Origin of the sequence: Mucilaginibacter gossypiicola, assembly GCF_900110105.1 — a bacterium.
In the GTDB taxonomy this organism is placed as follows: domain Bacteria; phylum Bacteroidota; class Bacteroidia; order Sphingobacteriales; family Sphingobacteriaceae; genus Mucilaginibacter; species Mucilaginibacter gossypiicola.
The window spans coordinates 240,840-255,829 of the sequence record NZ_FOCL01000003.1 but is presented as its reverse complement, the minus strand read 5'-3'; the positions used below and the strand labels follow the sequence as shown (position 1 = coordinate 255,829).

Below are 14,990 nucleotides of genomic sequence, written 5' to 3'. Positions count from 1 at the left end.
GTTTTATTTAGTTGTAGGTTGCCGAATGCCAGGCGGTAAAAATACCGGCATTCACATCAAGCATATGAGTGCCGGTATTAAATGATTGCAAGTATTATATTAATTTATAGGCCCAATTATTGCTTTAGTTAAAAGCAATACATAACTTCAATGCTTGTTAAAATAACGTTAAATGAGCACCATAAACCTTAAAATAACCGACGAAACCTTCGCCGGTAAAATATTGAATGAGATAAGGATTGCCGTATCCGGAGAGCGCTTAACGATAAAAGATATCATTGAGGCGAGGGTTTACGCCGAGGTTGAGGCCTATAACGATAAACTCACCGAAACATTCACCGGTTTGGTGCAACCAACAGATGCAGAAGCATTTTTAAACGGTTTCAAAATAAAAAAAGTAAAAAGGATAGATGCCGAAAAGCAGGTGTATACCGCGCTCGATGCTTTTCAAAAAAATGGCTTTTTTGTGCTGATCGATAATCGGCAGGCAGAGTCGTTGGAAGAAGAAATACTGGTAAATAATGAAAGTACAGTAAGTTTCATTAAACTAACACCCCTTGTAGGAGGTTGATATGGGATTTAGCGATCTGTTTAAAAGGTTTTTACCTAAAGCCGCAGTGGCTACAGGACTAATGAGTGAGCAGGACGTGTTTTTTGATGATGTCATAAACCGGACAAGGGACGAGTTTGAAGATGATAAGTGGTGGTGGAATTTTAAGGCTGCCGAATCGGAAGTGTTTAAACAAGAGATACTTTCATTATCTGATAAGGATAAAACAGCTTTTATTATTCATTCGGTTAAAGTAGTAAATGACTATCACAGAGCGGCCAGGTCCTTGTCGTCCGACAATCGGACATATCAATTGATCTCGATCCGTCAAGCTTTTCTGAAGCATTTGTTTAAAATGCGTATTGAAATGGATGATGATGATTTTGCAGATATCATCAAAACAGCAGTTTCGTACAGCCAAAAATACTGGGGGGTAAAAGTCCCGCTCAAAGGAATACTTAACCAGCTTCAAAAAAAATATGAAGCCAGGCTCCCGTCGCCGGTTGTTGCTGATGCATTAGAAAAATTGCTAATTAAACTAAGAGCATCAAGTAATGCTTACGATGAATTAGAAACTTCCAGACTTAGAGAACAGGTCCTGATAATATTGTCGCCAACTGGTAAAGCTCAGGTTACTCTTTTTCCGGGTGGCGATGAACTTCCTAAGATAATTAATAGAGATATTGCTTCGCTACCCGGCGAGGAAAGGAATATCTGGTACCAGCTTATTGACGCAGCAAAAAAAGCAGGGAGCGCCAAACCGTCAAAAAAATATCTGCAGGATGGGAAAACCATACTTGATCAGTTGGGGTTGGAAAAATTCAAGCAAGCCTTTATTCCCTGGCTCGATCATTTGATAAATCTTAAAGAAAAGCAGGTTGCAAGTTCTGTAGATTATGGATATGCCACATATGATGTGGTAAAATATGAGTTCCTTTCTGCACCGGCAACGGAATGTTTTAAAGGTTTGATATGGTTATGTGCTATGCTAAAGGACAATATCCTGCTTAACCGTATTGCTATGCTGGCAGACAGGGCTTATCGTAAAATACCGGGACATGGTCAAACCTCAACGGCAATTGGCAACGCCTGTTTATATACTTTATATAAAACAGAAGGATTGGAGGGGATTGGGCATTTATCGCGGCTTAAGGTAAAGATTAAGCTGGCAAGTACTCTTAACCTGATTGAAAAGTACCTCGTACAAGCAGCCGAAGATAGAAACCTGCCTGTTGATGATATAGAGGATCTTGCAATAGATGATCATGAATTGGTGAATCACGAACGCACTTTTATAGTTGGGGAGTTTAAAGCCGTTTTGCGTATTGAAAAAATTGGAAAGGTAAGCCTAAGCTGGATTAAAGCCGACGGTACATCGCAAAAATCGGAACCTGTTTATGTGAAAGAGAGTTATCCGGTCGAATTAAAAGAGATTAAACTTGCCGCAAAGCAAATTGAATTGAGCCTGAATGCTCAGCGCGACCGTATCGATGCCAGCTTTAAGCAGGGACGCAAATTAAGCCGGAACCACTTCGATACTTATTATTTTAATCATGGATTGATTTCGTATTTAAGCCGCGACCTTATATGGAAGTTTGGTAGCAACGAAATTGAAACCGAAGGTTATTGGTGGGACGGGGCATGGGTAAACCGTTTAGGGAAAATGGTTGACGTAGCCGGAGCCGAAACGGTTTCACTATGGCATCCGTCAACGGTATCAGCAGAAACAGTGAGCGAATGGCGTACTTTTTTTCTGGATAAACAGATACAGCAACCAATAAAGCAGGCTTTCAGGGAAGTATACCTCCTTACAGATGCTGAAATAAATACGCGTACCTATAGCAACCGTATGGCTGGCCATATCCTGAAACAGCACCAGTTTAATTCGCTGGCAGGCGTAAGAGGTTGGAAATATACTATACAGGGCGGATTTGATAACGGCGCCAATGGAATTGCCAGCATCAAATTACCCGCATTTAATATGATAGCTGAATATTGGACTAATGCCGTTGAGGGCGAAAATAGCTTAAACCGTAGTGGTATATTCAATTATATAGCTACAGATCAGGTAAGATTTAATTATGCAACACAACCAGGAACTGCGCAACTGATAGACATACCAGTTGAACTGTTTTCGGAAGTAATGCGCGATGTTGATCTTTTTGTGGGGGTTGCCAGCGTTGGAAATGATCCAAACTGGCGCGATAATGGTGGTTTGCCGGATTATCGTAATTACTGGCAGTCATACTCCTTTGGTGAACTTACTGAAATAGCAAAGGGCCGAAAAGAAATTCTTGAGCGGTTGCTTCCGCGTTTGAAAATTGCCAAAGTTGCCGAAATAAAAGATAAATTCCTGGTGGTAACAGGGAAAAAACGCATTTATAAGATTCATTTAGGAAGTACCAATATTTTAATGGAGCCTAATGATCAATATTTGTGTATAGTCCCTGATCAATCAAAGAAAAATATAACCGAAAATGTATTTCTTCCTTTTGAAGGCGATAACGGACTTTCAGTTATCATAAGTAAAGCTTTTTTACTGGCCGACGATGATAAAATAAAAGACCCAACTATATTAAGCCAGATCGGCAGATAATCTGGTCTTTCTCTCAATATAAAAACATAAAGTTTCTTAGTTGTAAATTAGTTTCACTGAAGTTAATTTAAATATATTTTTTGGTTTATTTGTTTTAAGTTGAAATAAAATTTCTATTAAGTTAATAATTGCCGCGTTTTATCTGAACAATTTGAACAAGCACTCCGTATAACATCCCACCTGATTTGTTATGGCGGTGGCTAAACTATTTTTTACCCTGAATAAAAAACGTTTCGCAAATAGAAGCCTTAACAACCTGTCAATTTATGGATTTGATTTTTAAGGCTTTGTGAAAGGTTCATGAACAACCGTTTATTAGTATTACTATTCCTGTTATTGTCATCCAAGGTAAAAGCGCAAAACTGTACTTTGGGTGTCAATCTCGATGCATCGTCCACCACTATCTGTTCGGGCAGTTCGGTGGTGTTAACGGCCGGTGCTACTAATGGTACCGCACCCTATACTTATGTATGGAGCACCGGTGAAACAGGAGCTAACATCAGTGTAAATAAATCCGGCACCTATACTGTGACCGTTACGGATAAAACAGCCGGGTGCCAAGGCGTTAAAAAAAGTATATCCATTACTGATGCAAATACGCCTGCTGCACCAACAGCCAAAAGTGTGGTAGTTTGCCAAAATAGTTCGGCCACGCTTACGGCTACAGGGCCGGGTGGCGATTATCAATGGTTTGATGCTCCGACTGGTGGCAACTTTTTGGCGGGTTCAAATACTTTTACTACTCCGCCGATACTATCATCAACTACATATTATGTACAAACCACTGTTGCCGGCTGTACCAGTCCGCGAACAGCAGTGTCAGTAAACATAACCGGCAAACCGGATGTTGCAGGTGCAGCAACATGTTCTGGTGGAAGCGTTACCTTATTGGCAGGTGGGGGGCAAAGTTATAGCTGGTACGCATCAGCTGCCGGCGGTACAGTTTTAGGAACAGGGCCATCGTTTGTTACTCCGCCTGTATCTAAAACCACAACTTATTATGTTGTTGCGGTAATTAATGACTGCACCAGTGTGCCTACGCCTGTTACTGCCTGGGTTAATCCACCGCCGGCTACTCCTGTGGTTTCAAATGCTAACATTTGTTCGGGTTCAGTAGCAACTTTGCATGCAGATGCATCTGCCGGTTTTTTTCAATGGTTTGATGTGCCAACTGGTGGTACCCCGCTTATTTCCAGCCCGGATTATACAACACCGGTACTGACAGCTACCAAAATATATTATGTGCAAACAGTACTTAATGATTGTATAAGTCCGCGCGTACCGGTAACAGTAACTGTTAACCCGATACCTGAAGTGCCTGCACCTCAAACAAGTACCATATGCTATGGTTCGGCAACAACATTAACTGCTGCAACAAATCCTACCGGTACATATGCCTGGTATGATGCAGCAACAGGCGGACGTTTATTGAAATCGGGTTTAAAGTTTACAACGCCTGCATTAACTAAAACCACTACTTATTATCTTGAAAATAGTTCGGCGGCAGGTTGCACAAGCGATCGTGCTCCGGTAAAAGTGATTGTCAATTCATTTATAGCAGCACCGGTAGCAGCCGGGGCAGTAATCTGCTCAGGTTCGGTGATTTCATTGACTGCAAAATCCGCAACTAATGGTACTTATCAGTGGTATGCTGCACCAACAGGAGGTTCTCTTCTATCGTCTAAAGCTGGTTTTACAACGCCGGCTTTAACAACAAGTACCACCTATTATGTACAAACCATGGTTGACGGGTGTACAAGCGACCGGACAGCTGTACCCGTAACTGTCATTCCACCTGTAACCGCGCCTGTAGTGCCTGCAACTACTGTTTGTTATAACGGATCCGCTGTACTTACTGCAACAGGAAATGGTGCAGGTTTTACCTGGTATGATAGTGCTGTAGGAGGAACAATCCTGTCATCCGGAGCAACGTATGTTACGCCTAATCTAACTTCAGCTGCAACTTATTATGTTGAAAGTGCATCGAATAGCTGTGTCAGCGCGCGTACTGCAGTTACAGTTAAGGTAAATTCCCAGCCGTCGCCCCCCACAGCCTCTAATACCTCCGTTTGTTCCGGTACATCGGCAAAATTAACAGCTGCGGGTGATGGGGATATATTGTGGTTTGCAAGCCCAACTTCAACAAGCCCCTTATTTACCGGTAGCACATTTAATACGCCGATCATATCTGAGAAAACAACCTTTTATATACAAAGCAGGATTGGCGATTGTGTAAGCAACCGCGCACCGGTAACGGTATCGGTTAATTCGGCTGATGAAACGCAGTTTCTTTATACATCGGGCACATTTAGTCCACTTAGTCCTAATCCTAAGCCGATAATAAATAATCCTTCGGGCGGTACTTTCAGCGCATCGCCGGCTGGTTTGGTTTTTGCAGATGTTCATACCGGCCAGATTGATGTTAAGGCAAGCGCGCCGGGTAAATACATCGTCACCCTTACAGGGAATGGGCAATGCTCGTCAACCTATAGTGCCGGGGTTGAAATTGTTTCCATATTTGATGCGAAGTTTAGCTATGGAGGGCCATTTTGCCAGTACGGCACCAATCCAAAGCCAATGTTTCCGCCAAATTCAAGTGCCGGTACATTTTCAGCTTCACCGTCTGGTTTAGCCTTTGCCAGCACAGCGACCGGCGAAATCAACTTAAGCAAAACAACACCTGGTACATACGAGGTTACCAACACAATTTACAACCCGGACGGGACGGTTGGAAGTACGGCCAGCGCAAAGGTAACGATAGATCCAGGTGCAAAAGCAGACGCCGGCCCCGACCAAACTATACAACCGGGGGAAACTGCGAAAATGGCAGGCAGTATAGACGGAGTTAAGGGCGGCAGATGGTCGGGTGGATTGGGTAGATTTGTTGATGCCACAGATTTGACTACTACTTATATCCCTGCTGCAGGCGAAAAGCAGGTGATACTTACCCTAACCTCCAATGACCCATCGGGTATTTGCGGGGCGGCGATTGACAGGGTTGTTATTAATATCAGCTCAACACTACGGGCGCCAATTGCCTCCGGTACAACTACATGTATGGGGAGTATAGCCACAGTATCAGCTACAGGTCCGGGAGGGACGTACCGTTGGTATAGCGCAGCCGAAAATGGTACGCTGTTATCAACAGGCCCTAATTTTATTACCCCCGTACTTACGCAAACAACAACCTACTATGTAAATACAACAATTAACGATGTTACCAGTGATATGACCGCGGTTACAGTTACCGTTAGCGAGCCGCCGACTGCGCCGGTAGTAAGCAACGTGCCGGCCTGCGAAGGCAGTCACACAATATTAGCCGCTACCGGTTCAACAGGTACTTATCAATGGTACGATGCACCGGTTGGAGGTACTTTGCTATCTATCAAAAACACTTACGCAACGCCGGCCTTAATTGCTAATACAAGTTATTATGTGCAAGCTGTTGTTGACGGGTGTGTTAGTGCGCGTACTAAAGTTGATGTAACGGTTAGCCCCTTACCGGTTATAACCAGTGGCTCTGCAGATAATGTTTGCAGCGGTGTGCCACAAAGTTATACCATCACTGCCGATCAGTCGGGGACTACTTTTTTATGGTCGCGTGCAGCTGTGGCAGGAATCAGTAATACAGCCGTATCCAATCAAACATCGGTACAAATAACCGAAACATTGATAAATACAAAGGCCGATCCTATTGATGTTACTTATTTAATAACCCCTGTATCCAACGGGTGCTCGGGTACGCCATTTAATTACGTAGTTACGGTTTACCCATCGCCACAGGTTACGAGTGCGCCAACTGCTACGTTGTGTAATATGACCACCGGAAATTATACGATAACATTTAGTATCCCCGGCGTAAGTTCCAGTTGGTCGAGGGATGCGGTTCCGGGCATTAGTAACCAGTCTGTATCCGGGCAAATGGCTGGCACTATACGTGAGATATTATTTAATACAACCAATGCGCCTGTTGATGTTACTTACGTTTATAATTATCAAACAAGTAACTGCTCAGGGCCGCCTTTTAAATGGGTGGTAAAGGTTAACCCATCGGTTAATGTTACCAGTAAGCCGTCGGGTACAGCCTGTAGCGGGGAGCCCGTTGATTATACTATTACTTCCAATGTCCCGTCGGCAACATTCAGCTGGAGCCGGGCCGCGGTAGCTGGGATCAGCAATGTTGCGGTAACCAATAAAACCGGTAATAAAATAGATGAAGTACTGATCAATAAAGCTACCTATGCTATAAATGTACCTTATATTATCACACCTTCGGCTTTTGGATGTGACGGGGTACCGTTTACTTACGTAGTAAAAGTTAACCCCGAAGTACCTCTGCCCGATGTGCGGACGAACTCACCGGTATGTGTAAATAAAACCATTAAATTAAATGCACAGACTATTTCAAACGCAACTTATACCTGGACTGGCCCTAATGGTTTTAAGTCGGCATTACAAAACCCCGAAATTAGTGCTACTGAAAATATGGCGGGTACCTATTCGCTGTTTGTTACTGTAAATGGTTGCAGCAGTCCGGTAGTTTCCAAAGAAGTTGTAATAAATAAACTGCCAACCTCAGATGCGGGCGGCAATATATTAGCTTGTATTACAGATCAATACATCCAGCTGGCCGGTGAGATTCGAGGCGGTACCAAAACCGGTGTATGGTCAAAGAAAGGTACCAATCCAGGGCAGTTTTTACCTTCAGATGTTGAATTGAATGCAAAGTATGAACCATCTGTCGAAGACCGGGCTGCAGGATCTGTAACCTTGGTGCTCACATCTACCAGTAAAGATAATTGTAACATCGCCACATCTGAAATGACTATAACTTTTGGCAAAACACCAGGCACCAATGCCGGTACCGATCTGGAAGTTTGTGCAAAACGTGATCCCATAAAATTGGATGGAAATATCCTGATACCAGGTGGCGGCAAGTGGACAAGCTCCGGCTCCGGTACATTGCTGTATCCGGAAAACGCCGAGGGGGCGGTTTATACCCCTTCTGAAGATGATATCAAAAATCGTTCGGTAAAACTCACGCTTACTGCGAATGCGCCCGGACAGTGTTATACCGCCAGCGATGATATGATCATTAAATTTATACCACCGCCAACTGTTGATGCCGGAGGTATAAGGTATGTATTAAAAAATCATACCATTACATTAATGCCAACGGTAAGTGATGAAAATGTTCAGTATCTGTGGCTGCCCGATGTTGGCCTAAACAATAACAAAATAAAAGAGCCTGTGGTTACCGGTGATGCTGATATTGCTTACACACTTTATGTTACGGATGTTCGTGGTTGTGTTAATCAAAGCCAGACCATCATCAAGGTATCGCCTGATATTACTGTGCCCAATACTTTTACGCCCAATGGAGACGGATTTAATGATTATTGGGAAGTAAAGGGATTGGTAGCTTATGAAAGCTCAACTGTAGATGTGTTTAACAGGTATGGCGAACGGTTATACCACTCAGTAGGCTACGGCGTACCCTGGGACGGTAACTTTAACGGACGGCAGCTACCTGCGGGCACATATTTTTATATCATTGATCTCAAAACGGGCAAGCCACCTTTATCGGGTTCGGTTACTATTTTGAGATAAGGTAATCAGAAAGAAAAACCGGAAAGAGCTGCAACGTTTTTTTTCTGCGAGCGTCATATACTTTAAACACGCAATCATGAAAAAACTAATCTTCTCAATGATGGCTTCGTTACTTACAGTTTCGATAGCGCTTAATACTTCGGCACAAACAGTAAGCCGTAATGTGTCTGGCTTTAACGGCGTTGCCTGCGGTGGCCCGTTTAACGTATTCATAAAAATTGACGGAACTGAAAGCATTAAACTTGATGTTGACGCCAATATAGTTGACGATATTAAAACTGAAGTAGAAGGCGGGATATTAAAAGTTGAATTTAAAGATCACTGGAAAAATCACCGTAATATTCAGCGTGCTAATATTTACATTACAGCCAAAAGTATCGGATATCTTGCTAACAGCGGCTCCGGAAACACAACCGTTGACGGGACAATGACCGGCGGGAATGCAAAAATTGCATTAAGCGGTTCGGGAAATATTAAAACTGCTGTTAAGTCAGGCACATTGGACCTGAGGATCAGCGGGTCGGGTTCTATTGATGTTAAAGGCAGCACAGGAATGGCCGATTGTCACATCTCGGGCTCAGGCGAGATTAACGGTAAATCATTAAGTACAGAAACTGTTGAGGCTTCAATTGCAGGTTCGGGTAATGTTAGCTTGATTGCCAGTAAAACTGTTTCGGCCCGTATTTCGGGTTCAGGAAGTGTTGTATATTCAGGCACAGCAACCATTGGCGAAACCCATTATGCCGGCTCAGGCAGGGTAAGCAAGGCCGACTAACAAACTGTTTATCTGAAATATTGAAAGACTGTTCCATTCCTGGCAGTCTTTTTTTGTTATTGGTGTAGCGAAACGGTGGTAAGTATCGTAATATTAGTTAAACCTTCACTTTATGAAAATATCAAGAAACCTAACCTGCGGCCTTTCAATTTGCTTGTTGCTATTTTTAAATGCCTGTTCAAAGGATAAAAAAGAAAACGTCCTGACAAAAAATACATCGATTTTCGGAGCCTGGTATGCCAAAACCGGTGATAGTACTGAACGGCATTTAAGCTTTGGACAGACTAACCAATTTGAATTAGTTGACGTAACTTTTAAGAAAGATAGCAGTATTTTAGCTGTTTATTATTCGGGGCAGTATGGCTTAAAAGGGGATAGCCTCAAGATTTCCATATCCGGAAAAGCTGTGAGAGAAGGCAACACAATGATTAGCCAGGAGCCATCTGATGCTAAGTTTTATGTCAATTCTACTTATATTGTTGATGGGCATAGTCTTACATTGAATTTTAAAGATAATGAGTCTAAGGCCACAAAAACTACATTCTTAGTGGCGCGAATGGAATAATTAAGTCCTATCAATTTCGGCAGCTACGCGTTGAGCCGAACGGATACATGATTCCATCCCTCTGCTTAAATTATCAGCATATGTGCCGGCAAAATAGATCCGGCCTTCGGGCTTCATGATCTGTGGCCAAAAACGGTGCATCTGACCTATCGGAAATGGTTCCATTTCGCAGGCGGGAGCAAATGCATCTCTTGTCCAGTCTTTGGTTAAAGCTTGTTCAATGGTATCGTGCTTGCCCGGGTAAACTTGCCTGAAGGCATCAAGTACCTGCTGTGGGGAAAGGCCACCGGGGCCATAGGCTTTCAATATCACCCGGTCGCTGCCCACTTCGTTAGTTTCTTCCCAAATGGATGATATGTATGGATGTTCAAATTCCATGTTGATGCTTTTAAATCCGTCATCAAGCCAAAAACGGGTACTTGCTTCAAATACATAAAATGGATGCGATGAATAGGTTGTTCGGTTAACCACGTACTGTTTTTCGGGTGAGAGGGGCGGCGACAGGGGAATTGTTTTGAAAATCGGCAGCGTGATGCAGTTTACCAGGAAATCGGCAGTCATTTCCTGTTCAGTTTTTCCATAGGGTTTATATTTAACCGTGACGTTAGTAGCTGAATGGTTAATTGCTGTAATGCGATGGTTTAATTTTACTCTTTTCCCCAGGCGTTTAGCGAAGGCGATAGGTAGTTGTTCGTTGCCGCCTTTTAAATGATAAGTATCACCCTCAGAAAGCGGAATGCCCCGCGATTCCATAACATAAGCCCTCCAGAGGTGATACAATGCAGAAGTCCTTTGCCCGCCAAGATAAGCGAGTGCCGCCGCAGATGCCCCCTCCTTTTTATAAAGGTCACTAACCGGAATTTTGTCAAACTCATTGTACCCAACTCCAAATGGCTGATATGGGTCGGTAAACTTGCCGCTATATTTTTTGAGATAAAAGGAGCTCAGGGCGTAAAAAGGATTTTCGGTGAGGAACTTAATTTCAGGTTCATTAAAGCCCATTTTGGTTAATACTGCCGGGTCTTTCATCTGTTCATCAGTGTAAAACTTACCGCCAATCATTCGTAGGCCGTTACGGTTGGGCGCCGCAGCCGATCCTTCGGCATGAGGATAGGGCAGGGTCGTAAGCTTAAATTCGTCTGCATATTCAAAAAACTTTTCGTAGCCCGGTTTAGTGATATGATCGGCACCGTAATCGGCATATAATCCGTCAGATAGGCCGTCTCTGCCTGTAAACACATGACCACCGTACCGGCCATCGGCTTCCAAAACCGTTACATCATGACCGGCTTTCATTAGTTCATATGCACAGCAAAGCCCGGTAATTCCCGCCCCGGCAACAATCACTTTCTTGCCCGAAGTTGGCCCGGTTTGGTTGGCCTTTATTGGCCGTTCACTTTCTGCCGGCACGGCATTTAGAAATTGAGGCGCGATAACTGTGCCGGCACCAGCCAATATAGTGTGTTTAATGAATGATCGTCTTTTAATATCTTTCATTGTTTAGGAGGGATTTAATGCGCGTAGCTTTTAATAAATGTAACATTATTTCAAATAGCCCTGGGTATTACATGAACTTTAGGCGTTGGCGCAGCGCCGTGTAGAAGAATTGTAGTGAAACAAAAATGCCTGCCCGTAAAAAAACAGGCAAGCCCCAGACAGTTAATATATTAATGTATCGGCAGATAGCAATTTACATGGCAGGACTAAGTCCCTTGCGTTGGCTCTTCAGTTTAATTGCCTGGTATATCATAATGATGATAAATAATACCAGTAAAATTAAAAGCCCCATTTTTACTATGGATGAATCAGGCCCATCGGCCAGCGGTTGTTCAACCGGGAGCCTTGTCAGTGTTTCAACTACAGCAGGCACTAATGAAAACAACAAGGTGGCCGTCATGCCTACAGTTTGTACATAATCGGCTTTACTTCCAAAAATGCGTAGCGAAGGGGCATAGTAAACAATAGGCAATAGTATCAAAATAAGGAAAGACAGGTTATGAGCGCTGCTCAGGTGACCGGTTTTCATAACGAGGAATGATGACAAACAGGCCAGTACAGTGAAGATGCCATAAAGTTTTCCATTTTTGGTGTTAGGAATGATTTTGCCGTCCTGAAACAAGGCAATAAAACCGATAGCAACCCCTACAAGACTTATTGCAGTATGGATGACTCCGAACGTTGATAAATGATTTGGCATGGTAATGTGTTTTAAGGTTAGTGATTGTGTTGTGATTTATTAACGAACTCTTTGAAAGAATTCAATACTTATGCCTTGTTTTTATGTTGCTGATAATGAATATTTTATGTATTTATTGACTTTGAGATGACGAAATATCGTGACGAATTGCCATTACTAACGGAATACAGTAAATATCAGTTACTTAATAGTTATGCAAACTTATGTGTAGTGTTGAGGGTTAGTTAATATAGTTGAATATAAATGAAAAGCAGATGTTGAGCATTTATTATAAGATCTGGGTTGATGCCATTACTCAGGAGAGGGCAAAGAAGGGGATGGATGGTAGTTGGAAGGTATTTACAATTATCTCTATGTCATTAATACAGGGTGTTAACCTGCTATCCCTATTATTTATTCTTCGGTTTTTTACGGATATCCCTATCCTTTTTACACTTGACCTAACCCGGGATAAGGCAATAAACGCCTTTATTGCCGGTTTGCTTGTGTTTTTAATTCCTTTTGTAATATTAAATTACCTGCTCATTTTTAATAATGACCGTTATAATAAGTTGATGAACTTATATCCCAGCAGAGGCCGTAAACTCTATCGTAATTATGTGTTGATAAGTCTGGGTATTATAGTGGTCCCTTTTGTATTTAAGCTGATTTTTTAAATATTAAAGAGATAAATATCAGTAAGACCTTAAACCGTTATGATCTGATTTTTAATAGCAAAAAGCACCATCCCTGTTCTTGATTTAAGCCCGAACTTTAGAAATAAGGATTCTCGATAATTATCGATGGTGTGGGGGCTCAGGTTCATTTCGTCGGCAATTTGCCTGTAGGTAAGCTCCGAGCAGCTTAGTTTCAAAAACGTGAGTTCGTTGGAGGTAAGCTCTTTTGATTTATCAGCCGGTGTGTTTTTATTTTGCATGGTGTACAGCAATTTACCGCTTACCAGTTCATTAAGGTAATAGCCATGCTTTTGGATAGTTTGCATTGCATAAACCACATCCCTGATTTTGGATTCCTTGAGCATATAACCAACGGCCCCGCTTTTAAGCATGTTGATGATTGGTTTATCTTCGTCAGACATGCTCAACGCCAGCACTTTCACCGTTGGGTGGTTTTCCCGTAGCCAGGCCGTAGCTTTATAGCCATCCATTACGGGCATGGTAATGTCCATCAACACAATATCGGGTAAGGGCGACTTTTTAAGTTTACTGATCATATCCTCACCGTTTTCAGCATCGAAAAGAATTTCAACCTCTTTAAAATCTTCAAGCAGACTAATCATACCTTGCCTGAACAAAGTGTGGTTATCGATAATAGCAATTTGTATAGGCGCGGTTGATATAGAAGTTTGCATTAATTAAAGGTTATATCTGTTAACTGGTGTTAACTATAATGCAAAGTAGGAAAAATAATGTACTTCTATTTCATTTTATTATCTGTTTTGAACTAAAAAAAGGGCGATTTCACCCTTTCTGATTTTTATTAGTTGAACGAAATTTGAGATAGAAAGAAAATCCCTATTTAATATTTGTACCCCTGATAAAATAGAAATGTTGGAATGCTAACGACCATTAAAGGCGCAAGAAGGCAGACGTTACTTTGAACGCTTATAAATCTAACCAAAGAGGAGCCCTAAACCTTTTTACTTAATTATTTTAACATTTAAGTTTAACCCCTTATAAAGTCCAGCGGCTTGCATAAGGGGTTATTTTATTCTTACAACCGCCGGTCTTCTTGCCTGATGGGCAGGTCGTTGATACTGGCATAACGTTTTTGCATTAGCCCGTTTTCGTCAAACTCCCAGTTTTCGTTGCCGTAAGCGCGGAACCATTCACCTTCGGCATTGTGATATTCATATTCAAACCGTACTGCAATTCGGTTATCTGTAAAAGCCCACAGCTCTTTTTTTAGTTTATAGTTGAGTTCCTTTTGCCATTTGCGGGTTAAAAATTCAACAACCTGTTCGCGGCCGTTCACAAATTCCGAGCGGTTACGCCATTCAGTGTCGATTGTATATGCTAAAGAAACCCTTGCCGGATCCTGGCTGTTCCAGGCATCTTCGGCTAATTGCACTTTTTGGGTAGCTGTTTCAAAATTAAACGGAGGTAGTGGCAGTTTCTGTTCCATGATGGTAATAATCTAATTTGATATGCCAAAGTTAAGACAGTGCTGGCTGGTTTTATGGTACTATTTACGGTTCCTTTGGTATCAAGTATTCTTTTTTTAAATTAGATAACGCTTCGCAATCAATTTATTACCTGTTTAATAATGAAAGCCAAAACATCAAATCCAGCCGTCCTTGCCGATTCGGCAGGAGTGGATGCCTATATGCAAAAGCTTGAGCACCCGCTTAAAGGTGTGCTGGAAGCTTTAAGAAAGGTTATACTGAGTGTTGACAGTGAAATTGGTGAACACATCAAATGGAATGCACCAAGCTTTTTGTATACCGGTGAAATGAGACCTTTTGATCCTAAAGAATATAAAAGATACGTGATTGTTTCAAACGTTTACCAAAAAGACTGTATCAGGCTCGTATTTCCTTCGGGCGCGAAAATTAATGATACCTCGGGGTTGCTTTCCGGCGATTACGCGGATGGCCGGAGACTGGCTTTTTTTCATAATATGGAGGAAGTTGAGGCACAGGAAGGTGCTTTACGAAATGCAGTAAAAAGCTGGTTGGTGTTATTGGATAAGTAGCAT

11 protein-coding genes are annotated in these 14,990 nt (G+C 42.3%); 7 read left to right on the top strand and 4 right to left on the bottom strand.

Going from position 1 to position 14,990, the window contains the following annotated elements; all coding sequences use genetic code 11:
* Positions 1 to 172: 172 nt before the first annotated feature.
* The 5 genes from BMX50_RS10810 (at position 173) to BMX50_RS10790 (ending at position 10,096) form a co-directional block, all read left to right on the top strand.
* The gene (locus BMX50_RS10810; RefSeq protein WP_167667869.1) at positions 173 to 571 is read left to right on the top strand and encodes a hypothetical protein; all 399 of its coding nucleotides are present in this window, start codon (positions 173 to 175) and stop codon (positions 569 to 571) included.
* Between the two features lies 1 nt (position 572).
* Positions 573 to 3,146: a DUF4132 domain-containing protein gene (locus BMX50_RS10805; protein WP_091210537.1), complete on the top strand. Its 2,574-nt coding sequence runs from the start codon at positions 573 to 575 to the stop codon at positions 3,144 to 3,146.
* Between the two features lie 300 nt (positions 3,147 to 3,446).
* Positions 3,447 to 8,756 carry an Ig-like domain-containing protein gene (locus BMX50_RS10800; protein ID WP_091210536.1) on the top strand — a complete coding sequence of 1,770 codons (5,310 nt, stop codon included), beginning with the start codon at positions 3,447 to 3,449 and terminating at the stop codon, positions 8,754 to 8,756.
* 76 nt (positions 8,757 to 8,832) lie between these two features.
* Positions 8,833 to 9,531, top strand: a complete 699-nt coding sequence (locus BMX50_RS10795; protein ID WP_091210535.1) for a head GIN domain-containing protein — start codon at positions 8,833 to 8,835, stop codon at positions 9,529 to 9,531.
* A gap of 112 nt (positions 9,532 to 9,643) precedes the next feature.
* Positions 9,644 to 10,096, top strand: coding sequence for a hypothetical protein (locus BMX50_RS10790; RefSeq protein ID WP_143065142.1), 453 nt, complete (start codon positions 9,644 to 9,646; stop codon positions 10,094 to 10,096).
* Here BMX50_RS10790 and BMX50_RS10785 read toward each other — a convergent pair whose 3' ends face one another.
* Together BMX50_RS10785 and BMX50_RS10780 are read right to left on the bottom strand one after the other, a co-directional pair.
* A complete protein-coding gene (locus BMX50_RS10785; RefSeq protein ID WP_091210533.1) occupies positions 10,097 to 11,593 on the bottom strand; it encodes a flavin monoamine oxidase family protein in 1,497 nt (498 codons plus the stop codon).
* Positions 11,594 to 11,786: 193 nt separating this feature from the next.
* Positions 11,787 to 12,293, bottom strand: coding sequence for a hypothetical protein (locus tag BMX50_RS10780; RefSeq protein WP_091210532.1), 507 nt, complete (start codon positions 12,291 to 12,293; stop codon positions 11,787 to 11,789).
* A gap of 254 nt (positions 12,294 to 12,547) precedes the next feature.
* On the opposite strand from BMX50_RS10780, the gene BMX50_RS10775 reads away from it, so the two are divergent.
* Complete coding sequence (locus BMX50_RS10775) at positions 12,548 to 12,949, top strand: hypothetical protein (protein ID WP_091210531.1); 402 nt, start codon at positions 12,548 to 12,550, stop codon at positions 12,947 to 12,949.
* A 29-nt stretch (positions 12,950 to 12,978) separates the two neighbouring features.
* On the opposite strand, the gene BMX50_RS10770 is transcribed toward BMX50_RS10775, so the two are convergent.
* Both BMX50_RS10770 and BMX50_RS10765 read right to left on the bottom strand, forming a co-directional pair.
* Complete coding sequence (locus BMX50_RS10770; RefSeq protein ID WP_244280942.1) at positions 12,979 to 13,644, bottom strand: response regulator transcription factor; 666 nt, start codon at positions 13,642 to 13,644, stop codon at positions 12,979 to 12,981.
* A gap of 362 nt (positions 13,645 to 14,006) precedes the next feature.
* The gene (locus BMX50_RS10765; protein WP_091210530.1) at positions 14,007 to 14,417 is read right to left on the bottom strand and encodes a nuclear transport factor 2 family protein; all 411 of its coding nucleotides are present in this window, start codon (positions 14,415 to 14,417) and stop codon (positions 14,007 to 14,009) included.
* Positions 14,418 to 14,558: 141 nt separating this feature from the next.
* Between BMX50_RS10765 and BMX50_RS10760 the strand changes: the two genes are divergently transcribed.
* Complete coding sequence (locus tag BMX50_RS10760; RefSeq protein ID WP_091210529.1) at positions 14,559 to 14,987, top strand: DUF1801 domain-containing protein; 429 nt, start codon at positions 14,559 to 14,561, stop codon at positions 14,985 to 14,987.
* The last annotated feature ends 3 nt before the right edge of the window (positions 14,988 to 14,990 follow it).